Here is a 22,914-nt window from a genome sequence, read left to right on the forward strand (position 1 = left end):
ATGATTATTAGAATAGGCACACGTAAGAGTAGACTAGCGTTAATCCAAACTGATCTTGTGGTACAGCAGATAAAATCACACTATCCTGAAGTAAAGTGTGAAATTGTAGCTATTACTACTACTGGCGATATGATTTTAGATAGGCCTTTATATGAAATTGGTGGTAAGGCTTTATTTTTAAAAGAAATAGAAACAGCTTTACTTAATAACAAAATCGATATTGCAGTGCATTCTTTAAAAGATGTGCCAGGCCAGCTACCTTCAGGATTAGTATTAGGAGCTGTATTAGCAAGAGAAGAAGCTAATGATGTATTAATTAGTCTAAAAGCTAGCTCAATAAAGGAGTTGCCAAAGCATGCAATAGTGGGTACTTCTTCCGTGCGCCGTAAAATATTTTTACAAAATCTTAGGCCGGATTTAAATATTGTAAATTTTAGAGGTAATGTTGAATCAAGGCTAAATAAGTTAATGCAGGGTGAAGTGGATGCAACAATTTTGGCTTTAGCTGGGCTAAAGAGATTGGATATATTTAATGATAATTATTGTCACATAATACCGATTGAGCAAATGCTACCGGCGGTAGGGCAGGGGGTAGTAGCAGTCGAAGTTAGAGAGGATGATGGATTAATGCAAGAGGTTTGTGATAAAATTCAGCATCACGCTACTTGGCAATTAACACAATTAGAACGAGCATTTATGAGGTATCTGGACGCAAGTTGTAAAACACCGTTAGCAGCACATGCTGTAGCTATTGGCCAGGATCAGATGCATGCATATTTTATGTTAGCGGATATACAAGGAGATAACGTATTATTTCATCAGCAACAAGGAAAAATTAGTGAAGCTTTTGATATTGGCATTGCTAATGCTAAACAATTGAGTGAATATTTGTGTTGTTAACACCAGCTGTACACTATAAAACATGCTCTCAAAAATGAGAGCATGTTTTTTCTTTTATATTGAGTTAAATTTATAGTTGTTCAGTAATGTGAGTAAATATTTTCTGAGCAATCTCTACAACTTGTTTATCAAACTCTTTTTCTGTAACATTCACCAAGCCATTCAATACCATTTCTTTAATTTCATTTGATGGCTTGCTTAATCCACATAAAATATTTATTTTTATGCTAGATAAGTCTTGAGCTTGAATGTTAGGTAATTCACTTGTGTTTTGTACAAATTGCAGTAAATTTGTTGCTGCTTCAGCAGGAACTTGCTCTTTAAATTTTGCTTGTCCGAAAGCTTCGGCAATGAGGATCTTAAGGCTGCTATTTTCAGGTTGATCATACTTAGGATCAAGCAACATGTTACTAAGTGTTACAGAAGTCGAATTAGGTAAAGGTTGTTGCTGTGCAATAAGCGTAAAGCTTAAGACGGCTTTAATTGAGACTCCTCCATCTGCACTGAATAAATGTGGTTCAATGGCTTTTAAGACACCTTCAGGTAGCACTTGTTGTTTCTGAGCAGCTAATCCAAAAATAGTTAGAGCTGCTTCTGTTACTTCTGCTGGCACCTGTTGTTTAAGAATATCAGCCACTGCTTGTGTTGCTATTTCATCAAACACAAATTGTGGATTATTTTCTAGCTCATTGGCTATTATCATTAGAGATTGTAGTTGCTCTTTAAAGAATATCTCATTCTCTAAAGCTAACCCTTGCAATATTTTCTCAGCTACTTCTCCTATAGCGTTGTTTGGATTGGTTTGAATACATTCTCTTAAAGTTTCAACTACTAAAGTATGTGATTCTGGTTCTCTAAGTTTTAGCGCTATAATCGCATTTTGTCTAACTGCTGACTTGCTACTAGGATCTTTTGCGATTTCAGTTAAAGCTAGTATTGTATCTGGTGATAATGTTGGTGTTCCTACTTTCTGTGCTACAAAAGCAAAAGTCATAGCGATAGGTTCGTGAAGTTCAGGATTAGCTAATCCAGCGCCTAAAGCTTCTAACCCGTTTTTTGGCAGCACAGCTGTAGTACTCTTTGCAGCCATAACATAGGTGTAAATTGCTTCACGATTTGCAAAATGTTGGCTTACAATTTGTAATGTTTCTTTAGGTAGTACCTGGCCTTTAGAAGCTGCAACTTTTAGAGTAGCTAGAGCGATATTTTCTGAATCCAAGGTCAAATTTGGATCTTGAAGCACTACATTTAATGCATCAAAGGTACTTGGAGCGATTTGGTGATCGGCATGGGTAACACCAGCGCTAAGTAGTTGAAGACCAGAGCGTCTCATAAAAGCACCGATGTTAAAACCTTCCTGATCATCTTGGTACTGCATTCCTATTTGGCTATTGGTCAATATTTCAGCATTGATGGCTAGATATTCACTTGGTAACTGTAATCTTTTTTCTATTATAGGTATATAATCAAGTGGAAAAGTTTTCTTTTGCTTAATTTCATCTATAATATTTTGAGTGTTTATAAGTCTCGTCTTAAAAGCTTCTATTTTTGGATCTTCTGCTATTTGTTGCATTGCTTGATATGCACCACCGGTTTTCATTACAATCGGTTTAAAAATTTGTTGCTGTTGTACAGGTTTTTTCTGTTCTATTTTGCTAGTTTTTGACTCTTCTTCTTGTTGTATATGTTGTTTTTGTATGATTTGTTGTGGAGAATAAGTTAAGCTAACTGGTTTTTTTTCTTGAATTACTACTGATTGACCAAATTGTTCCATAAGTTGCGAAATATTCTCAGGCACTTTATCCTTAGGCATTTCCTCTGGTTGCTTTTGCTTAGATTGTTTTAGCATAGCTAAAGCAGCATTTACCGTTGTATTAGGTTTGTTAACTGGTGGTTGTTTGTCTTGTCTTTGTTCATCGCCTATTCTTTTCATATCAATCCTTATAATATCTGAATTAATTAACCTTATTTAACCATAATAGCATAATATAATACTAATAAGCAATAGATTTTTTTGTATAATTTAATATAATATTGTCTTGTTGTTAATGCTTTAGTATATAAAAAAATTTTAAGCTCTATCTGAAGGATTGTGTGGATTCTTTAAATACCACTATATAAAAATGAAGAAATATCAATATTTTTATATATTTGCTTTCTTTTACAAATATCGATATTTTTAAGCTTAAAGTATCGGCTAGCATAGGTAGAGAAATTATGGATAGTCAATATTTTCCTGAATTATAATCTGATGTTAATTTATCTAGTGCTGGCACTGATTTTAATATAGAAACATCATTAATTAGTATAAATCATTTAATTTGGCTTAAGATGAGAAAGCTCTATCATTATCCTATATGTCCTTTATCGAGACAGGTCAGAGTTTATTTAAAAGAGTTGGATATTACCTTTGATTTAATTAAAGAAGAATATTGGTATCGTCGTCCTGAATTTATGAGCATCAATCTTGCTGGCTGCGTGCCGGTATTAGTAGAATCTTTTGGGTTAGTGATAGCAGGTATTTATCCTATTACTGAGTATTTATATGATAAATATCCAAATTTTGTTTTTATGGATGAGGATAGTGAAATTAAATGTGAAATTCGACGATTGCTTAACTGGTTTAATGATAAATTTTATAATGAAGTGACTAAAATTCTGATCGATGAGAAAGTGATCAGATTATTATCTCGCTTAGGAGGGCCAAGAACAGAAAGATTGCGAACTGTGAAGTTAAATCTCGCTCATCACTTGAAATATTTATCAAGTTTATTGGAAAAGCAGGACTACGTCATGGCTGAACGTATTACTTGTGCTGATATTGCTGCGGCTTGTCATTTGTCGGTAATTGATTATTTTGGCGAAATATACTGGGATCATTGGCCGGTAATTCGTCATTGGTATGCTATTTTGAAATCCAGGCCAAGTTTCCGACCGTTGTTACAGGATCAGGTTGCTGGGTTTATTCCGGCTAGTGGATATGCAGACCTTGACTTCTAATAAACTTGGTGAAAATCTGCGTATTGCGGTGTCGTATCTAAAGATCTGCGCTCCTCACGTATAAAGTATACGTTGCGGTGCTCGACTTTGATACTCCTAGCACTCCGCAGGTTAAGACCTTAGTCTATATAGTGCAGCAAAATTTATGAAGTATTGAAAAATGATACACGTCAAGTTAAGGAGTTATATATGCCTTATTTAAAAATTCCAGGTTTTAGAAAATTACCTCAGACTGGGGTGATTTATGTTATGCAACGAGCGGCAGAAAAAGGTTGGAAAGCTGGAGATCCTTTATGGTCCAATTTGGGGCAGGGTGCTCCTGAGGCTGGAGTGTTGGATGGTGCGCCCAAGAGAGTGGAAAATCTCAATATCCCTTTGCATTTGCATGAATATAGTCCAACTTCAGGTCAATTGGAATTACGACAAAAAGTTGCTGATTTGTATAACTATAGATATCGTCAGGGTAAATCGTCCCAATATACATGGGAAAATGTTAGTATATCTGGTGGTGGAAGGATTGCTTTAACACGAATCGCGGCATCAATGGGTAGCATTAATATGGGGCATTTTATTCCAGATTATACCGCTTATGAAGAGCTGCTTGGTGTGTTCAAAGCCTTTGTCCCGATTCCAATTATTCAAGATGTAACTTGTGGTTATCAAGTATCGTTAGAGCATATCAAGCAGGAAATTACTGGTCGTGGTTTGAGTGCGGTATTGTTAAGCAATCCATGTAACCCTACGGGGCAAGTGATAGCAGGCAATCAACTGCAGCAATTAGTAGAATTAGGCAGAGATTATAATTGCTCTTTAATTCTTGATGAATTTTATTCTCACTATATTTATACAGACGTTAATGTTAATAGTAAGTATCCTACGATGATATCAGCGGCTAAATATGTTGAAGATGTTAATAATGATCCAGTAATTATTATTGATGGACTTACAAAGAATTGGCGATATCCAGGTTGGCGTATAAGCTGGACTGTTGCTCCTAAAGATGTAATTCAAGTAGTTACTAGTGCTGGTTCTTTTCTTGATGGTGGAGCAAATAATATGGTCCAACAACAGGCGCTTTCTTTGCTTGAGCCAGAATATGTCATCCAAGAGACTAAAGCGTTACAGGCTTGTTTCGCCAAGAAACGTGATTATATGCTAAATAGATTAATCAAGATGGGAATTAAAGTAGAAAAAGAACCACAAGGAACATTTTACATATGGGCTAATTTATCAGGGTTGCCGGCAAAAATAGCTGATGGTTTTAAGTTTCTTGAAGCTGGTCTCGAGGAAAAAGTGATTACGGTTCCTGGTATATTTTTTGACGTTAATCCAGAAAAGAGGCGAACATATGCACGGTTTCACCAATATAGCCGTATTAGTTTTGGTCCTGCAATGGATGAGTTGACTCGTGGCCTTGACGCAATCGAGCGAGTAATCAAGCGGTATAAGTAAGAGATAAGTAACTAACAGCTTAATATATATAATGTCATCTCAGACACACAATATCATCTCGAGCTAACGCATGTCATCTCGAACTAACGCATGTCATCCCGAACTCGTGTCGGGATCTGATGAAATCCTGGCGAGATCCCGAAACAAGTTCGGGATGACATGCGTTATTCGGGATGACGTTATGTGTTCGGGATGACCTGTTAGATTCAGGATAGTAGCTAAAAAGTTAACGATTGGCAATGGTTTTTATTCAGTTATTGAGTGCTTCTATTGAGTAGTTTTAACGATTCAGTAATAGTTTGTTTAACGATAAATAAGAAGCTGACCGAGATTATACTGGTATTCACAATGATTACGGCTTTGATTGGGTCAGAACAAGCAGCAAATTTAGCTAGAAAATCCGCAATTAAATTATATTCCATATATAGCAACTCCTTGGTAAAACACAAAAATTGGTGCCGGGAGCTCAAAACCATGCCATCAGTCATGTCCCTCTACTTTCATGCCAAAGGCACTATTGTATGGTAAAGGGACTCCCAGCTTAAAGCTAAAGGAGTCCTATAGTAGCGGCAGGATATCCGCTGATGGTTATGGTGGTTTTGAATCACCGAAAAATACATAATAACCATGGAATAATTAGTAGTCAATTTCTAAAATAAAGTTTTGGGTTAATTAATGATTGATTTATTTGTACTTATAGTGTATACTTCAAGTTTGTTATATTTCTTGTAGTACCAATCTATCGCTAATGCAGTTATTTATGCTATTTTTTAGAGTTGATTATTTGATGATTAATGGGTGTTGGCGTTGGCGCTGATAATCTGTTTTAGTTATTTGTAAATCAATTTTAAATTATGGTATTAGATCTATGTCTTGCTTAAAATTTCTGTCTATTAAATATATTTTTCTTTTATTCTTTAATATCCTCATTTTTCCTAGTATCATACAAGCGGCTAATAAAAAAGTTGCGGTTATTGTTCCTCTAGAACATGAAGCAATGGCGCAAATTGTGTCTGGAATTAGTGAGTCTTTACAAGGCGCTGGTAGTGAGCTTATTGTAAAAAATGCTCAGGGTGACGCAAATATCATGTCAGCATTAATCAAGCAACTGCAAGAGCAAGATATTGACATCATTATGCCTATTGGCACTACTGCCAGTCAAATGACTATGGCTCATATTAAAAATAAACCGATAATTTGTGTGGCTGCTGATTTAAAATCATTGAATAATCCTAATGTTACCGGGGTAAATGATGAGATTCCAGTCACTGAATTTTTAACCAAGTTACCACCGTTGCATAGAATAGCGGTGATTTATAGTGCTAGTGAAAAAGTGACGCCGGAAATTGAGTTGTTAAAAACTTTTGCGGAAGAAGAAGATATTGATTTGCATTTGTTGATGGTTCAAACTTTGGCTGATTTACCATTAGCACTCAAAAGTGCTGCTGCTGATGTTCAGGCATTTGTGATCTTAAAAGATCATTTAATAGTTAGTGGTATCAAGGGAATTGTGCAAGAAGCAAATAAACGTTTGATTCCAGTTATTGCGGCTGATGAGGGTTCGGTTAAGGGTGGAGCCACGATTGCTGTTGGAGTAAGAGAGAAGGATATCGGGATTAAATCGGGTGCGATGGCGAAGACAATTTTAGCTGGTGGTAAACCAAGTAAAATACCCTATCAGACTATTGATGATTTGGTGTTGTTCATTAATAAGAATGCATTGTTGAAGCAGAATGTCTTTTCTAAGGAAGAAATATCAATATTGCAACTACCGCATGTAGAATTTTAAGTACTGAGAATTCAATGAAGCGCGTGATGATATTGGTGTTAAATGGCACTCTTCACTTATCTGACTCAGCAAGGTCTGGAGATTACGTATCATGACTCTGGCAATTGCTGCACTCGAGCAGTCGCTATTATTTTTTCCATTAATTTTAGGGATTTATTTAAGTTATCATATCTTGAATATCACTGATCTTAGTGTTGATGGCACTTATGTTTTAGGAGCAATGGTGTTTGCCAGGACTATTGATTTAGGGTTAATTCCCGCGCTGATCTTTAGTGTGACTGCGGGAGTTATAATTGGTAATATTGTTGGTGTCATGCAGCGACATAATATGATCTCAGATCTGGTGGTTGGAATTTTGGCCAGCTTTATGCTATATTCGATTAATCTACAAGTATTAGGTAGACCGAATATGTCGGTGTTGGATAAGCCTACAATTTTATCATTAACGCCATTTGAGTTTTGGTTAATACCATTAGCTTTCCTTGCTATTATTCTGGTTATATTATTTATTATCCTGTTTAAAAGTAATTTTGGTCTAACTTTGAGAGCCTTTGGCTATAATCAGGGATTATTGCGAGTATTGGGTAAAGCAGTTGAGAATTACCGGTTGATTGGGTTATCTTTAAGCGGAGCATTGGCTGCTTTGTCTGGAGCGTTAGCTGCGCAAATAAACGGCTTTGCTGACATTAATATGGGTTTTGGTATTGCGTTGGTAAGTATTGGAGCTATTGTTATCGGACGGCATTTGGTAGTTAGACAGCAAATAAAATTTTGTATTGCTAAGGAAATGTTGGCTTGTTTTGTCGGTATATTTTTATACTGTCTTTGCTTAAGTTGTTTATTAAGAATAGGAGTAAACCCAGCTAATCTTAAATTACTGTTAGGTATGGCATTATTTTTTGCCTTAAGAAAAGTTCGTGTGCCGAGTAAGAAATTATGAGCGCTCAAGTTTACGCAGAAAAGATCACAATTGTAGCAAGCGATAGAGAAGTTCCGATTTTATTTGAGACTAGTATTGCTATTTTGCCGGAAGAATTTGTGATTATTCTTGGGCATAATGGCAGTGGTAAATCGAGTTTGATTAAAGTATTGTCAGGAGAGCGCATTCCAACTAGTGGGCGAGTGTTTATTGGAGAGCAGCTATTATCTAACATGACTTTATTGCAAAAAGCTCAAGAATTAATTACTGTTTCGCAAGTAGCTGCAGATCGGTTATTTATAGAATTGACTTTAGCAGAAAATATTGATTTGTGGGAAAGTCGATTTAGCGCTGTGAAGCGTTTAAATTATGCGCAAATAATCGCATTAACCTCAAATCCTGAAAGATTCGAGCAATATCTCCATCAACAAGTGCGGACTTTATCTGGTGGTGAGAAGCAGGCTTTGTTGTTGGCGTTAGTGCTTGCGCATCCGCCACGAGTATTATTTTTGGACGAACCAACGTCAGCTTTAGATCCAAGGGCGGCTCAAGATGCGATGCAATTTACCAGCAAAGCAATTGCTGTCAATAAAATTACGACGTTAATGGTAACGCATCATTTAGAAGATGCTGTACATTATGGCAATAGGTTGATAATCTTAGATGAAGGACGCATCGTATTTGATCAAAAAAAAACTGCTAATTTGTCTATGGAAGAATTGAAAGAAATAATGTCAAGCATAAGGTCTCGGGGTAATGATAATGCGTAAAGTAATGAAAGTATTAACCGGTATCGGTACGGTTTGTGGTGAAGCTAATAATAGTTTAATTGATAGAAGTCGTGATTTTATTGAAGAAAATTTATTGCAGGGAAAATATGTGTCGCGTGAAGAGTTTGAGGCATTGCAGCATATCGTATTGCAGTTGCAGGCGCAATTGGCTGAGATTAGTAAATCTAAAGCATTAATTAAATAGATAATAAATTTTTAATAGAAACTCTTGACTACTATTTCTTTTCAGAGTAGCTTTATTACAATAGGTATATTATAATAATGTATAATGGAGGATTTAATGAATAAAGATAATGGCTCACAATCAGCTGCACAGTTTTTTGATACAATGAAATCTTTTATGAACCCGGAAGCTTTTTTAGGTAATATGAAAAATATACCAACGATGGACTTCTCTTCATTTACAAATGGAGTAAAAAAGAATACCGAGATATTAACTACAGCAAATCAGTTGGCTTCAGATAGTGCGCAAGTTATGGTTAAACGTAGTGCTGAGGCGCTGCAGAATAGCGCTAGTGAAATGTTTAATACAGTTAAAGAGATATTATCGGCTGAAAATATCGAGGAGGCGGCAGCATGTCAGCAACAATATATAAAATCAGCCATTGAAAATTCAATGAATAATTCTAAAGAAATTGTGGATATGATGACGAAAGCTTCGATGGAGATTTTTCAACTGATGGGTAATGGTGTTTCGGAACATGTTGATCACGCATTTACTAAGAAATGTACGTCAAAAAGTTAAATTATTTATAAATTGATAATTGAAGGATGGGGAAATTTTTCCATATCTTAGCATAGCTGTTGTTTAAAGAGTGTTCAATAAACCGTGCCAAATCGTCTTGCGAGCGCTGATATATCCCCATATTTGAAGTGGCTAAAAACGCTCCAAAAGCCCGTCATTGCGAGGAATGTGCGTAAGCACACGACGAAGCAATCCAGAAAAAATCATAACAGTGACACAGCTTTTACTGTGTTAACCTTTCTGGATAGCTTCGTCGTAACCTAAAGGTTACTCCTTGCAATGACGATATATAGTGCATTTCAGCACTTCTAAATTCGTAGGGATATATCAGATTGCAATGACGATTTCGTCTCCTTTACCTTAACTTCGCATATGGTTCATCGAACACTCTTATTGTTTACAGCTTTTTCTAGAAACCGTAAACAACGCTTACGCTTTAGCTTTTTATCGATAAAACTCTTTTATTCGCCTTTAGCGTTTGCAAGTGAATTTTTATAGCTTCTTTTGGCAAGATTGATTCGATAATTTCTGGCCACTCTATTAAACATAGATTATTATACCAAGCTTCCTCGATTCCGAGTTCAAAAATTTCGTCGCTATGTTTTAACCTATATAAATCAAAGTGATAGATAGTAAAGCTATCGCTGTTGTGATCTATATTTTGATAGGTTTGTAATAAATTGAAAGTAGGACTACTAACATTAGTTTGAGCTCCGCAAAAATATCTGATAATCTCTCTGCATAAAAATGTTTTTCCACTACCTAAATCTCCAGTAAAAGTAACTATATTGCCAGACTTAAGTGTAGTGGCAAAATTACGCGCCCACGCTGCTGATTCCATTTCATTTTGCAGGATATATTCTATCACTTAGATCTACGCTAATTAGCATTGGTTGGTAGTATATAATTGTTTGATGAGGATATTCAAGTTTGATATTTTTATTTTCAACACAATTTTATGGAACCTATAGTCATCTCAACCAACATAGTCATCTTGAATACGCAACGTCAGCTAGAACACGCCCAAGTCATCCTTTCGTCATCTCGAACACACCCAAGTCATCCCGAACTTGTTTCGGGATCTTATGAAGTCCTGATGACATCCTAAAACGAGTTCAGGATGACATTGTACGTTTGGAAACATCATAAGTTTTCAGCAAAGGCAAAGCAATTCAGCGAAGGCAAAGCAATTGTTCAGCGAAGCAGTGACATTGGTGGTAGTTAATTTAGTTGCGATGTTATTAATAACTGTGTGAAATAAATCACAATGGTAAAAATGCTCATATAATCTTATCAATTTATTTAGACTTGTTTACTAGTGCCTTTTATACTGCGACCATGTCGTATATTCTAGGGTTTATTATATCTTGTTACATACTACATAACTAAGACTTTACGTTGATATTATGGTTATTAATGTAGTTTATGGAAGCAATATTATTTGTATTATTGTTTCTTATATTGACTTTGATGACAATTAATAAAAGCGGTAAAAATCAAAATTAAGTAGTGGAAATAAGAATTAATTATTCTAGAATAAAATAAATTTAACGTTATCTCGCTTTTTAAGCTATTGCGCTCTTTTGTTGTTGCAATTCAGGTATGTTAAGGTAAATTACTTAAAGAGAGTGTCATTACAAGACTTTGCTAGAGTTTTTTTAAGTACGCTCATTACAAGGTCTAGCTAGAGTTAAGTGCGTCATTGCGAGGCCTCGTTGAAGCCGAAGCAATCCATAATCAAGTGGATTGTTTCGATTTTAACAAAAATCTCGCAATGACGGCTATAGCAAATGACCAAATAACAAATTTAGTAATTTACGCAACAATTCAACTTAATTGTAAAAATAATCGAACAAAATGACAAAACTTGAAATAACGTCAAACAAAATAAATTAACTTTAAATAAGGAAGAAAGAATTATGGAAAAGAAACCAAAATTTCTTAAAAACTTACTAACTACCGCCTCAGCGATTGCAGTAATCGCAGGTGGTGTAAATAGCACAGCGTTGGGTGCTGTAGTAGATACTGCTGGTACTCCTGCAACGATTACTGCTGGGGCAGGTGTAAATCTAACTGCAATATTTACTGATGGGGTTGATACTATCAGATTGGCTGGTCCTCATGATCTTAATACTGGCAGTGCTATAAATATGGCTGGTGGCGGAATTAATATTAACGGTAATGCTAATCAAACTTTTACAGTGGGCCATGCTGTCGCAAACTATGGTGTCGACCTTGCCATGAACCTTATTCTTAATGCAGGTGGAACGATAACAGTGCAAGATGTTATTGGGGTTAACAACGTTACTGTTAATAATGGTGGAGTTTTAACTGCTGCTCGGGATGTGAGTCAAGATTTAATTGTTACTGATGGTGGTACAGTGACCACAGTTCGGAACGTAACTCGTGACGTGACTATTACGGGAGCTGGTGTAGTAACAGCTCAAACTGGAACAGTAGGTAGAAATCTTTCTGTAGCTGGAACTGGTTTATATGGAGGAGCAGTAGGAGCTGATGTTACTGGTACAGTAACGATCAATACCACAAATGGTGGTAATAATACTCTGCATGATGCGATAGGAGCAGGTCAGCATGTTACAGTTACAGCGGGTAACTTAGTTATGAATGACATTACAAATGCTGGTACCGACTTACTTGCAAATGGTGGTGTAACTACGATAAGAGCAGTAGGACGAGATGCCATATTACGTAATGGAGCTGTAGTTAATCAAGCTGGAGCGGTTGGTAGAAACCTGGACGTAGGAGGAGCTTCACTTTATGTAGGAGCAGTAGGAGCTGATGTTACTGGTACAGTAACGATCAATACCACAAATGGTGGTAATAATACTCTGCATGATGGCGATAGGAGCAGGTCAGCATGTTACAGTTACAGCGGGTAACTTAGTTATGAATGACATTACAAATGCTGGTACCGACTTACTTGCAAATGGTGGTGTAACTACGATAAGAGCAGTAGGACGAGATGCCATATTACGTAATGGAGCTGTAGTTAATCAAGCTGGAGCGGTTGGTAGAAACCTGGACGTAGGAAGGAGCTTCACTTTATGTAGGAGCAGTAGGAGCTGATGTTACTGGTACAGTAGTGATCAATACCACAAATGGTGGTAATAATACTCTGCATGATGCGATAGGAGCAGGTCAGCATGTTACAGTTACAGCGGGTAACTTAGTTATGAATGACATTACAAATGCTGGTACCGACTTACTTGCAAATGGTGGTGTAACTACGATAAGAGCAGTAGGACGAGATGCCATATTACGTAATGGAGCTGTAGTTAATCAAGCTGGAGCGGTTGGTAGAAACCTGGACGTAGGAGGAGCTTCACTTTATGTAGGAGCAGTAGGAGCTGATGTTACTGGTACAGTAGTGATCAATACCACAAATGGTGGTATAAACAGAATTAATGATGCAGCAAATGCAGTTACGCTTACAGCTGGTAACTTAACCATGAATGATACAACAGGAGCTGGAGTATTGGGTGATGTTACAGTTACAGCTGGTGCATTGATTGTAAATGACGTAAGTCATGATCTTAAGGTTAACGGTGGTACAGCAGCAGCACATGACGTGGCTAATGATGTTATAATAACCAATGGAGCGATTACAGCTTTAAATAACGTAGTTAATGACGTAACCATTACAGGAGCAGGTACAGTAGTTCAAGCTGGAACGATAGGTAGAAATCTTTCTGTAGCTGGAACTGGTTTGTATACAGGAACAGCAGGAGCATCTAATGTTGCTGGTACAGTAGTGATCAATACCACAAATGGTGGTATAAACAGAATTAATGATGCAGCAAATGCAGTTACGCTTACAGCTGGTAACTTAACCATGAATGATACAACAGGAGCTGGAGTATTGGGTGATGTTACAGTTACAGCTGGTGCATTGATTGTAAATGACGTAAGTCATGATCTTAAGGTTAACGGTGGTACAGCAGCAGCACATGACGTGGCTAATGATGTTATAATAACCAATGGAGCGATTACAGCTTTAAATAACGTAGTTAATGACGTAACCATTACAGGAGCAGGTACAGTAGTTCAAGCTGGAACGATAGGTAGAAATCTTTCTGTAGCTGGAACTGGTTTGTATACAGGAACAGCAGGAGCATCTAATGTTACTGGTACAGTAGTGATCAATACCACAAATGTTGGTATGAACACTGTTCATAATGTAGCTGGTGCTGCAACAGTTACCCAAGGAAATCTGACTGCTAATAATGTCAACGGTCTTTTAACTCTGAACTCTAAGGCTCCAATTACAACCAATATTACAGGAAATCTTGGTGCTGGTATAGCCTTTACAACTGATAATACAGTTGCATTCAATGATGCAGTTCATACCATTACTGGTCCTGTAACTATTACGCCTGCAGTTGCAGCTGGTACAGGTACTATTGATGCGAGTGCAGTTACTGCTGGTAAGTTGCTCAAAATTGATGGCCAAATTGGTGATATTACTGCTGCCAACAAAGCTTTGAAATTATTGAAAGCAGATGGAGGAGCTAATATTGAGTTAGCCGGTGGTACAGCTTACATTAAGAAGGTTGATATTGGTACGCAAGATGTATTTTTGAAGCTAGCTAATGCTGGTGATTATAAAATTGAAGAATTTGCACATGATAATGGTAAAGGTACTGTAAAAATTAATGCTGCTGGCGTTACAGTTTTGAAAGCAGGAACAGTATTAAGCGCAGCTGACAAAAAATTGAAAGAAGTCGAATTTGCAGCTGGAAGCACCTTGACAGTAGAAAATGAAGTAAATCTATTTACAGTTGCTGGTTTTAAAAATACTAATGTTGGCGATGGTAATTTAATTTTTATTGGATCTTCAGAAGTTAGTGGTGTTTTTGCCCAAAAAATAGGTGATATCGACATTCAAGGTGGAAATACTAAAGTTGTTAAGTTTAATGATTATGTGAAAGCTAATGGTGATATTACAATAGCTAATAAAGGTACGGTGCAGTTTGCTGGTAATGTTGATGCTGCTAGTATTAAAGCTAAGAATGTTGCTGCCGCTGCAAATGCTGGCGAAGGAATCGTTGAGTTTATCAATAGTGCTAATATAAAAGTAGATGCAACAATTGGTGCTGCTGGTGCTAACCAAATTAAAACTGTTAAAATTTCAAATAAAGATGTTGAATTTACTACTGCTGCTTTCGGCGCAGATGAGTTAGCATTTACTAATAATAAAGTTGCTTCTACAGTAAAGTTAGCACCTGGAGTTGCTATTGATAATGTTAAAGTTACTACAGTATCGACTACTGAGAAGAACCATAATATACGAGTATCAGGTAATCAAGCAGTTACTAAAGCTTTCGGTAGTAGAGCTAACCCACTCGGCAACTTGATCTTAGATACTGATGACACTATTACCATTACAACTGCAGATTTCTTTGCTGGAATTGATGCTTCAACAGCAGGACAAGGTACGGTAGTATTAAATAAGGCTGGTTTAGTTGTAGGTAATATAGGCGTAACTAACCAGATGAAAAAGGTAGAATTCCAAGACAATGCTACAGTTGATATTGTTAATGCTAAAAATAGTGTCGTTGACGATACTAAAACAGCAACCTTTACTGGTAGTATTTCAGGAGATAAGTTAACTCTTGGTAATGCAGCTGCTGCTGGTGCGAACGCTACATTTACTGGTGTAAACTTAAAAAGTGGACAAGAAATAATTACAGGTTTAGGCCTTGGTGATGGAGAACTTGCAAAGCTGATGAGTGAAACAGATATAGCAGCTTTCGATTCTATAGCAATAGATAGTGCAATTGTCACAGATAAGAATGGAAAAAGTATAGCTACATTTAATAATAGTGTTACCATTAATAAAGACCTAGGTGAAAGCGGTAAAAATTTACAATTAGTAGATTTTAGTGCTAATAACGATGGGAAGAAGTTTGAAATATTAAATTCAAATATCTTTGCAGATAGCACGAAGTTTGGTAAATCAATAGTAATAGTAGGAGTACCTTCTGCTACACCTCAGACCAGAACTGTTGGTAAGATCGAAGCAGTTGATTCTACATTTGTTTTATCAACTAATACTTTCAAAATCACAGGCGGAGCTACTTCTACTGCTAGTGGTAATATCTCAGTTGTTACTGCTTATGATGGAACAAATGGTGGTAATATAGTAATAGATGGTGCTAATACCAAGCTTGACTTTTCAAAAGCCACTGCTCCAACGATCAGTCTCTTTGATTTGACAACGAGCAGAGCTGGTGCAGATGGAAGAGAGTTTAAGTGGATTAGTGCTACTAATTCTGGAACTACACCAGATGTTTCTAAGTTTACATTAATTGTTGAAAATCAAGGTAGTCGCTTTTCTAAGTGGAGTTTAGACAAAGATACTATTAAACAAGCAGATAACACTAAAGAAGCTTTGACAACTCTTGCTAAAACCGCAGGATTTGATTCAAGAAACATAGAAGCTTTTTCTAATCTAAACAACACTGGTGATGCAAGAGCTTTCATAGATGATGTAGCTATAATGGATCGTGATGATCAAAAGAAAGCTGGTGAAGCTATTGCGAGACTGCAAGACCCAATTAATACTACAAATGAGGTGACAGCGGTTAATAATCGTGAAGTTACAAATGTAGTTGGTGGTAGATTAGCTGCAGTTGCTGCAGGAGCTGGAGCCGGGCCTGCCCAACAATCTCAATACACACAAGTTGAAGGATTAGGTGTTGCTGCTGGTGATGAAGGATTGGCTGCGCGTTATGGTGCTTGGGGTATGCCTTTCTATAGCCAAGCTACTCAGAAAATGAGAAAAGGTGTATCTGGCTATAAAGCTAAAACTACCGGTGGTATTATTGGTTTTGATTGTCAAGCTAATGATCGTATGACTGTTGGTGCTGCTTTAACTATTTTAAGGACAGATGTAAAACATAAAAATATCAAGGTTGGTGATAAAACTAAAGTTGATATGACTATGTTCTCTGTATACGGCTTACAACAAATTGCTGATAATTGGTTTATCCAAGGTGTAGCATCATTTGGTTCAGGTAAAGTTAAAAATACCGAGAAACGTATTACATCTACAGCTAATCAAACAGCTACTGGTAAGTACGATACTATGACTTATGGTGCTGAAGTATTAAGTGGATATAACTATCGTTTTGTTGACAATGCTACCGTTACACCAATGTTTGGTTTAGCTTATAATAAGTTCAATGATAGTGGTTATAAAGAGACTGGTACTACTGTACAAAACTTGTCTATTAGTAAAAAGTCAAACGATAAGATTGAAGCAATTATTGGTGCAAGAGTAGCAATGAACACTGAAATGAGTGGTGTTGTTGTAACTCCAGAATTGCATGGCTTTATTAGACAAGATATGCGTGGTAAATCTGCAAAAATGGATATTAGATTAGATGGTATGCAGAGTCCTTTAACTGCTAAGGCTAATAAACCTGCTAAAACATTCTACAATCTTGGTTGTAGCATAACTGCTAAAGCTGGGATGTTCGAATATGGCGCAGGTTATGATGCACACCTAGCTAACAAGTATGTTGGTCACCAAGGTACTTTAAAAGTTCGTGTAAACTTCTAATTTCTATTCTCTAATCAGATGGCATAACATTTTATGCCATCTGAAACTCTCTTAAATTTCTTCTATATATGAATTTATATTTCTAAGCTTCGACTCTTCTTACGTCATAAAAATTTTACTGGATTTTTATAAACATAATTTCATAAAATTTCTACGTGCAAAAATCTAGAACTATACATCTTCATATAGACTTCTTTCGAAATTGGAGTATATGTGCTATAAAGCTTAATTTATTTAATTCAGAATTTGTATGATATATGAAAATTTAAGAGTTTTATTAAAAGAGCATTTTAGAAGTGATCTTGTACTAGTTTTCCGGACACTGAATCATGCGATTGATAATAAATTTTATTCGAATAATACAGGTATGTTGTAAGCGATAGTAGAGTGTCTACGTATACGGTTATAATAGCATTCTATATATTCGACAATTGAAGATTTGGCTATTTCTCTAGTTTGGTACCTCATATCATTAATTAATTCAACTTTTATGGTGTGAAAAAAAGATTCCATAGCAGCATTATCATAACAACAACCTTTAGCACTCATGCTACACCGGAGGTTATAGCGCTTTATTAAAGCTTGGCTGAGATCCACGATCAGAATGAACAATAACTCTTTGCGGCAACTTACGTCTAAACATCGCTATTAATAGAGCATCAGTGACAAGAGTTGCACGCAGAGTTTTGCTCATTGACAACCCTATTACTGCTCTGGAATATAAATCAATAAATACACACAGATATAACCATCCTTCCTGGGTATGGATATGCGTAATGTCAGTGACCCATTTTTGGTTATGGCTAGATGCTGTGAAGTTCTGCTCCAATAAATTAGGTGCTACAGGTCTATTGTGGTTAGAATCGGTTGTGACCTTGAATTTTCGTCTTGCTTTAGCAGTAAGTCCTATGAGCTTCATACGTTCTGCCACTATTTTGCGAGTACACGGTATTCCTCTGTATTTTAACTCATGGTAAATTCTGGTGGAACCATAGCGTTCTTGATGCTCAATAAATATCGCTTCTATAAGAATATCAAGCTGTTTATTAGACCTTTTACTTAACCACTCGTAATAACTGCTTTTCGCTACCTCAAGCATCTAGCACATTAACCTTACACCGCATTTATTTACATTATTTCTAATAAAAGCGTATTTTACTTCTTTAGACTTGCAAAATACGCTGTAGCCTTTTTTAGGATTTCTCTCTCCTGTTCTACTCGCTTTAGCTCTCGGCGTAAACGCTGATTTTCAATTAATAATTCTTGATAATGATCTGACGCTCCAGTAGGCGCTTTTATCTCTGTAACTGGCATAATAGCTGTTCTTACCCAATAATTTAGAGTTTTATACTTTATGCCAAGTTCTCCGGCCATTTGTTTTACCGGTTTATCTGTAGACTGCGCTAACTTTACTGCCTCTCTTTTAAATTCATCCGTATATTTTATTCCTTTAGGCATCTTTTTTCTTACTCCTTTTTCAGATGCACTGTCCGGAAAACTAGTACAAGATCAATGGTGATCATTATAAAATGTCATTACAGTAACTCTTAAACATTCAATATGAGTTAATCTTATATTATTCCTCTTATGCTTGACCAGTAAAATATTACAGTTCCTTATACTTTGAATTAATTAGCTACTAGAGATAATTTAATATAATATATTCTTTAAAACTAATATCAAAATGGAGATGTAGTTTATGTCTGAAGACGAAAATGCACTTAAACGTGATCAGTTAGTGCAGGAACTATTAGGCAAGGCCAGTGTAGTAGTAAATAAACATCTAGGAACTAATCTGAATGAAGATACTATAAGGACTCATACTATCGGGAAAATGATTACAGCGATAGATCATATTGCTAGAGGGACTGATGATCTAGCTCACGCGGAAATGGATAGATATACGCAGGGACTGACAGAATTATTAAGTAGCCCAAAGTTGTATCCTGCATTTATAAAAGAAATAGTACCGCTTTTAAGACAGCTTACACCTAAAGAAGAAGTGAAAGATTTGGGAATGACGCCGGAGAACACAGAAGGAAACAAAGTTTCACTTTTATGGCAACTTAAAGATACTGGAAGGTTTGCTCTTATAGAGCAGGCAATAGGTATCAGTAGTGGAAGAATTGGTTTGGCGATTGCGGAGCAACACGATCAAGACAAAAAGGTGACTGAAGGACGCATAGCAAGAAAGGATGCAAACTTGAATAGACTCACGGGAGAATTAAATAAGACTAAAGAAGAATTGGGATTAGTTAATCAAGATAAGGAAGCACTTAAATCAGAGATTGTGCAACAAAAAGCCAATGGTACTGAGTTACAAGCAAATCTGCTTCAGGTTCAAGAAGAACTAAAATCAGCCAATAAAGATAAAGAAGCACTCAAATCAGAACAAGAGCTAAGAAATATAGAAGTAATGTCGTTACAAGAAAAAGTAACAAAATTAACGCAAGAAATACAGCAGCAAAAACAAGAATTAGCACAGAAAGATATTCAAATAACAACACAACAAGAACAGATAACGGAATTAACAAAAAAACCTGATTTAACTATTGAATCAGGGAGTGGTTTATCAGTTGCAGGAAAAAAACCTGATTTAACTATAGCTACTGAGCAAACTAGTACATTGAATATTCAACAAAAAAATACAAAAGAAGTTGAGCACAAGAATGACCCTAATAAAGATATACATAAAGCAACTGTGCGTCAGGTAAGAAAGATTATTAGAAAGAGCTATGGCGAACATGTCGATGATAAATTGCATAAGGTGATTAGTGCAGCATCTCGAGGTATAGAATCCGCTACAGAGAAAGGAGTAGAGAAATATCAAAAGGCATTAACGACAATGTTAAAGGATGAAAGAGTAAGTCCTGTAGCTGAAGAAGTTATTAAAGTATTTTCAGGGCTTGCTGAGAATATGACCCCGGAATTAGTAGATAGAATAAAAACAGCTTCTGATAAGGCTTTAGAAGCAAGTGAGTTGACTTCCCCTGACCTTGGCAAAGCTGCGAATAAGGTAGGAGCAATTGTTGGCAAGCATATGGAGATTGATCAAACACTAATGACGACTGATCAAACACTAATGGCAGCTTTAGGTAAAATGACTCTTGGAGCATATAGCGTTACTGCAAGAGATGCAAACCCTGATTCTATTAAGAATGGAATAGAAGAATATAAGCAAGGATTGGCGACAATATTAGAACGTGTAGATCATGCTAAATTAGATTCTCTAGTGACGGATATTAGCGGTAGTTTTAAAGAGCTGGTCAAACATGGTTCTCCAACAGCTGTGATCTTGCTAAATGATGCAACGAGCGCAGTTGTAAGCTCAATAGAAGACAAAGAAAAAATTAAGAATCTTAAACAAGAGTCGGCACAAAACAAGGAAGCATTAGTTTCAACAGAAGAAAAGTTTAGCTCTACTATAATAGAACGTGAACAGTTTATACAAGAACAAATGCAGGTTAAAGAAGCTTTGAATAAAGCTAACGAAGAAAACCGCATTTTACAGGAAAAAATAAAAGAACAAGATCGAATTTTGCAGGAACAAATAGCAAAACCACAAGAGCAAATTACTGAACAACAGAAAAGAATAGCAGAATTAGAGGCGCAACTAGCTAAATTAACAATAAAACCTGACTTAAAACTTGACTCAGGAATGAACATATCAGTTGAAGGCAAGAAAATCGAGGAAAAAGCCCCTGGTTTAGCAGTTCAGCAAAATATTAGTTTATCAGTTGGAGAAAAATCTGAGCAGATAGTAGAACAGAAGGTTCAATTAGATATTGAACGAGGTGCAGCTCAAACCATTAACGGATCAATTAATTTAGATAGTACACCTAAAAATACTGTAGGCGATGTTGATACAAAAATTGTAGAAAAAGTTGCTGAAGATATAAAGAAAATTGTTGATGCTTATGTGGAGCCTAATGACACTTTATCAACTGCTATAACACAAATAACTACAGGGATACAGTTAGCTGTCGAAAAAGATGCAGATACTGATTCTATTCATGCTGGAGTAGGTACTTACATTAAGGGATTAGGAACAATATTAAAAGATCCAGAATTACTCTCTGCATTTGCAGATATTTCCAAAGCTCTTGACAAGCTTACAGTAGGAGCCTCAGCAGAAGTTATTGACTTTATAAAAACTGTCACTGATATAACTGTAGGAGTGATGGAAGTGGCACAGGAGCCTAAGTCCACTGTTGAACAAAATGTCGAGAAGAATGCTGAATCGTCTCAATCGCAAACTACAGAGCTTAAACAAGAGCAAGTTCAATCGCAAACTCTTAAAGAGCAAGAACAAACTCGAGTGCAACCGCAAAAAATAGCAGAAGATAGCTTTAATTTTGAGGATAAAGAAAGTAACTTTATTGCTAGAACAAGCGGCGCTATTAATAAAAGTGACGAGATTGACGCTATCACTAAAGAAATTCGTGAGCAAGTAATTTCTAAGCAATTTGCTTTATTACAAAATGCTTTAAGTGAAAAAGCAGAGAACCAAGAACAGAAGACACAGATTGAGAAACTTAACCGATCAGAATTTAGCCAATTCTTACAGGATGAAAAAAATAAAGATGCAATTAACAAGGCTTTAGCTGAACCAAAACTAAGTGCAGAATTAAATAAGATAGAAGTAGCAGGCTATAAGCAAGTTCACAGCAAGTTTAAGGATCAATTCCAGGCTCTACAATGGGAAACTAGTCCTGTTGAGTCAATTCGTTCTAAAGAAATAAAAAATAAAGAAGGTCAGTCATTATGTACTTTAAGCGAAACTATGGTCAAAACGCCAATGACCATAACAATGGCTAACGGTACTGAGAAGCAAGTATCTGGTTATCGCAAGATTGATTTTCCAAAAGAACTGCAAGGTAAAGGCCCTCTACATTTATCAATGGCAGTAAAAGATGCGGATGGTAAAAACATTGCTGAAGATAAAGCTGTTTATTTTAGTGCACATTACAATAAAGAAGGAAAACTTACTGAAGTAAGCACTCCAATGCCAGTAAAATTCATGGGTAAAGGCGGTGATGCTATAGGATATATAGAGCGTGATGGTAATATTTACACTTTGCCAGTAACCCAGGGTAAATACAAAGAAATGATGAAAGAAGTGGCAAGAAATCAAGGTATGGGAACAGACTTATCTCAATCAATCAATATTTCAGCTAATGATAAAATTTTGCAATCTAGTCAGGTCGAAACAACAGTCAATCTGACGAAGGTACAAAATATTACTGAACTAGATTATATTATAAACGGCATAGAGAAATTGGCGATTAATGATAATTTTCAAACAGCAGTGGGAAAGAAAAATGCTGAAGAATTTAAGGCACAAATTGATCAGCTTAAGGAAAAATTTACTAAAGCACCAGAAGCTCAAAAACAGCAAATATTACAAGAAAATTTGTCAGAAGTAGAAAAATGGTGTAAAGCTAAACAACAAAACACAAATGACTACTTATTTTGGAAACAAGCTAAAACAGCTATTAATAGCGAGCTCTCAGCAATTAATGCATTACGTGCAGGTGATCAGAAATCTTATCAAGAACATATGAGACAATCTGAGCAAACTATTCAGGGGTACTTACAATTAGTAAAGCTTCTCATGATATGCGTAAGAAATTTGAACAATCTAATACATCAGGCAATGCGCCGGTAAGAATGAATAAAGTGCAGTCATATGGTTATGGTGGTAGAAATTAGATTGCTCGGGAGTCTTTACCA

Annotated in this window: 18 protein-coding genes; 12 read left to right on the plus strand and 6 right to left on the minus strand. The window is 36.2% G+C overall.

The window, feature by feature from the left end; genetic code table 11:
- On the plus strand, positions 1-900 hold the full coding sequence (gene hemC / locus Trichorick_RS05295) for a hydroxymethylbilane synthase (RefSeq protein ID WP_323737973.1): 900 nt from the start codon (positions 1-3) through the stop codon (positions 898-900).
- A gap of 70 nt (positions 901-970) precedes the next feature.
- Here hemC and Trichorick_RS05300 read toward each other — a convergent pair whose 3' ends face one another.
- The gene (locus Trichorick_RS05300) at positions 971-2,833 is read right to left on the minus strand and encodes a hypothetical protein (RefSeq protein ID WP_323737974.1); all 1,863 of its coding nucleotides are present in this window, start codon (positions 2,831-2,833) and stop codon (positions 971-973) included.
- Between the two features lie 398 nt (positions 2,834-3,231).
- Here Trichorick_RS05300 and Trichorick_RS05305 point away from each other — a divergent pair, with 398 nt between their 5' ends.
- Both Trichorick_RS05305 and Trichorick_RS05310 read left to right on the plus strand, forming a co-directional pair.
- Complete coding sequence (locus tag Trichorick_RS05305) at positions 3,232-3,900, plus strand: glutathione S-transferase family protein (protein WP_323737975.1); 669 nt, start codon at positions 3,232-3,234, stop codon at positions 3,898-3,900.
- A 189-nt stretch (positions 3,901-4,089) separates the two neighbouring features.
- Positions 4,090-5,352: a pyridoxal phosphate-dependent aminotransferase gene (locus Trichorick_RS05310; protein ID WP_323737976.1), complete on the plus strand. Its 1,263-nt coding sequence runs from the start codon at positions 4,090-4,092 to the stop codon at positions 5,350-5,352.
- 254 nt (positions 5,353-5,606) lie between these two features.
- On the opposite strand, the gene Trichorick_RS05315 is transcribed toward Trichorick_RS05310, so the two are convergent.
- Entirely contained in the window at positions 5,607-5,774 is a 168-nt protein-coding gene (locus tag Trichorick_RS05315) for a hypothetical protein (protein WP_323737977.1), read from the minus strand.
- Between the two features lie 464 nt (positions 5,775-6,238).
- Between Trichorick_RS05315 and Trichorick_RS05320 the strand changes: the two genes are divergently transcribed.
- The 5 genes from Trichorick_RS05320 to Trichorick_RS05340 all read left to right on the plus strand — a co-directional run bounded on the left by Trichorick_RS05320 (position 6,239) and on the right by Trichorick_RS05340 (position 9,596).
- Complete coding sequence (locus Trichorick_RS05320; RefSeq protein WP_323738882.1) at positions 6,239-7,141, plus strand: ABC transporter substrate binding protein; 903 nt, start codon at positions 6,239-6,241, stop codon at positions 7,139-7,141.
- Between the two features lie 91 nt (positions 7,142-7,232).
- Complete coding sequence (locus Trichorick_RS05325) at positions 7,233-8,081, plus strand: ABC transporter permease subunit (RefSeq protein ID WP_323737978.1); 849 nt, start codon at positions 7,233-7,235, stop codon at positions 8,079-8,081.
- The gene (locus Trichorick_RS05330) at positions 8,078-8,830 is read left to right on the plus strand and encodes an ATP-binding cassette domain-containing protein (RefSeq protein ID WP_323737979.1); all 753 of its coding nucleotides are present in this window, start codon (positions 8,078-8,080) and stop codon (positions 8,828-8,830) included. The genes Trichorick_RS05325 and Trichorick_RS05330 overlap by 4 nt, the downstream gene beginning before the upstream one ends.
- A complete protein-coding gene (locus Trichorick_RS05335) occupies positions 8,817-9,035 on the plus strand; it encodes a hypothetical protein (protein WP_323737980.1) in 219 nt (72 codons plus the stop codon). Before Trichorick_RS05330 ends, Trichorick_RS05335 begins: the two co-directional genes overlap by 14 nt.
- Positions 9,036-9,131: 96 nt before the next feature.
- The gene (locus Trichorick_RS05340; RefSeq protein ID WP_323737981.1) at positions 9,132-9,596 is read left to right on the plus strand and encodes a phasin family protein; all 465 of its coding nucleotides are present in this window, start codon (positions 9,132-9,134) and stop codon (positions 9,594-9,596) included.
- A 436-nt stretch (positions 9,597-10,032) separates the two neighbouring features.
- Here Trichorick_RS05340 and tsaE read toward each other — a convergent pair whose 3' ends face one another.
- Positions 10,033-10,464, minus strand: a complete 432-nt coding sequence (gene tsaE, locus Trichorick_RS05345) for a tRNA (adenosine(37)-N6)-threonylcarbamoyltransferase complex ATPase subunit type 1 TsaE (RefSeq protein WP_323737982.1) — start codon at positions 10,462-10,464, stop codon at positions 10,033-10,035.
- A 1,051-nt stretch (positions 10,465-11,515) separates the two neighbouring features.
- Here tsaE and Trichorick_RS05350 point away from each other — a divergent pair.
- From Trichorick_RS05350 to Trichorick_RS05360, 3 genes are read left to right on the plus strand one after another with little or no spacing between them, the layout of a single operon-like run.
- Complete coding sequence (locus tag Trichorick_RS05350; RefSeq protein WP_323737983.1) at positions 11,516-12,496, plus strand: hypothetical protein; 981 nt, start codon at positions 11,516-11,518, stop codon at positions 12,494-12,496.
- A 7-nt stretch (positions 12,497-12,503) separates the two neighbouring features.
- Positions 12,504-12,683 carry a hypothetical protein gene (locus tag Trichorick_RS05355; RefSeq protein WP_323737984.1) on the plus strand — a complete coding sequence of 60 codons (180 nt, stop codon included), beginning with the start codon at positions 12,504-12,506 and terminating at the stop codon, positions 12,681-12,683.
- A gap of 16 nt (positions 12,684-12,699) precedes the next feature.
- Positions 12,700-17,181: an autotransporter domain-containing protein gene (locus Trichorick_RS05360; protein ID WP_323737985.1), complete on the plus strand. Its 4,482-nt coding sequence runs from the start codon at positions 12,700-12,702 to the stop codon at positions 17,179-17,181.
- Positions 17,182-17,529: 348 nt separating this feature from the next.
- Here the strand turns inward: Trichorick_RS05360 and Trichorick_RS05365 are convergent, their stop codons facing one another.
- The 3 genes from Trichorick_RS05365 to Trichorick_RS05375 are packed head-to-tail and all read right to left on the minus strand — an operon-like array spanning position 17,530 to position 18,639.
- Positions 17,530-17,730, minus strand: a complete 201-nt coding sequence (locus Trichorick_RS05365; protein ID WP_323737986.1) for an IS3 family transposase — start codon at positions 17,728-17,730, stop codon at positions 17,530-17,532.
- Between the two features lie 13 nt (positions 17,731-17,743).
- Complete coding sequence (locus tag Trichorick_RS05370) at positions 17,744-18,280, minus strand: IS3 family transposase (protein ID WP_323737987.1); 537 nt, start codon at positions 18,278-18,280, stop codon at positions 17,744-17,746.
- Positions 18,281-18,336: 56 nt separating this feature from the next.
- Positions 18,337-18,639 (minus strand): transposase, encoded by a 303-nt coding sequence (locus tag Trichorick_RS05375; RefSeq protein WP_323737988.1) that lies wholly within the window; start codon positions 18,637-18,639, stop codon positions 18,337-18,339.
- 241 nt (positions 18,640-18,880) lie between these two features.
- Between Trichorick_RS05375 and Trichorick_RS05380 the strand changes: the two genes are divergently transcribed.
- Positions 18,881-22,849 (plus strand): Sca4 family protein, encoded by a 3,969-nt coding sequence (locus Trichorick_RS05380; RefSeq protein ID WP_323737989.1) that lies wholly within the window; start codon positions 18,881-18,883, stop codon positions 22,847-22,849.
- The last annotated feature ends 65 nt before the right edge of the window (positions 22,850-22,914 follow it).

It is taken from the genome of Candidatus Trichorickettsia mobilis (genome assembly GCF_034366785.1).
GTDB lineage: Bacteria > Pseudomonadota > Alphaproteobacteria > Rickettsiales > Rickettsiaceae > Trichorickettsia > Trichorickettsia mobilis_A.

Bases quoted from the DNA above. Each gene is read 5' to 3' on its own strand.
- hemC (WP_323737973.1), top strand. From the start codon at position 1: ATGATTATTAGAATAGGCACACGTAAGAGTAGACTAGCGTTAATCCAA.
- Trichorick_RS05300 (WP_323737974.1), bottom strand. From the start codon at position 2,833: ATGAAAAGAATAGGCGATGAACAAAGACAAGACAAACAACCACCAGTT.
- Trichorick_RS05305 (WP_323737975.1), top strand. From the start codon at position 3,232: ATGAGAAAGCTCTATCATTATCCTATATGTCCTTTATCGAGACAGGTC.
- Trichorick_RS05310 (WP_323737976.1), top strand. From the start codon at position 4,090: ATGCCTTATTTAAAAATTCCAGGTTTTAGAAAATTACCTCAGACTGGG.
- Trichorick_RS05315 (WP_323737977.1), bottom strand. From the start codon at position 5,774: ATGGAATATAATTTAATTGCGGATTTTCTAGCTAAATTTGCTGCTTGT.
- Trichorick_RS05325 (WP_323737978.1), top strand. From the start codon at position 7,233: ATGACTCTGGCAATTGCTGCACTCGAGCAGTCGCTATTATTTTTTCCA.
- Trichorick_RS05330 (WP_323737979.1), top strand. From the start codon at position 8,078: ATGAGCGCTCAAGTTTACGCAGAAAAGATCACAATTGTAGCAAGCGAT.
- Trichorick_RS05335 (WP_323737980.1), top strand. From the start codon at position 8,817: ATGATAATGCGTAAAGTAATGAAAGTATTAACCGGTATCGGTACGGTT.
- Trichorick_RS05340 (WP_323737981.1), top strand. From the start codon at position 9,132: ATGAATAAAGATAATGGCTCACAATCAGCTGCACAGTTTTTTGATACA.
- Trichorick_RS05350 (WP_323737983.1), top strand. From the start codon at position 11,516: ATGGAAAAGAAACCAAAATTTCTTAAAAACTTACTAACTACCGCCTCA.
- Trichorick_RS05355 (WP_323737984.1), top strand. From the start codon at position 12,504: ATGAATGACATTACAAATGCTGGTACCGACTTACTTGCAAATGGTGGT.
- Trichorick_RS05365 (WP_323737986.1), bottom strand. From the start codon at position 17,730: ATGAGTGCTAAAGGTTGTTGTTATGATAATGCTGCTATGGAATCTTTT.
- Trichorick_RS05370 (WP_323737987.1), bottom strand. From the start codon at position 18,280: ATGCTTGAGGTAGCGAAAAGCAGTTATTACGAGTGGTTAAGTAAAAGG.
- Trichorick_RS05375 (WP_323737988.1), bottom strand. From the start codon at position 18,639: ATGCCTAAAGGAATAAAATATACGGATGAATTTAAAAGAGAGGCAGTA.
- Trichorick_RS05380 (WP_323737989.1), top strand. From the start codon at position 18,881: ATGTCTGAAGACGAAAATGCACTTAAACGTGATCAGTTAGTGCAGGAA.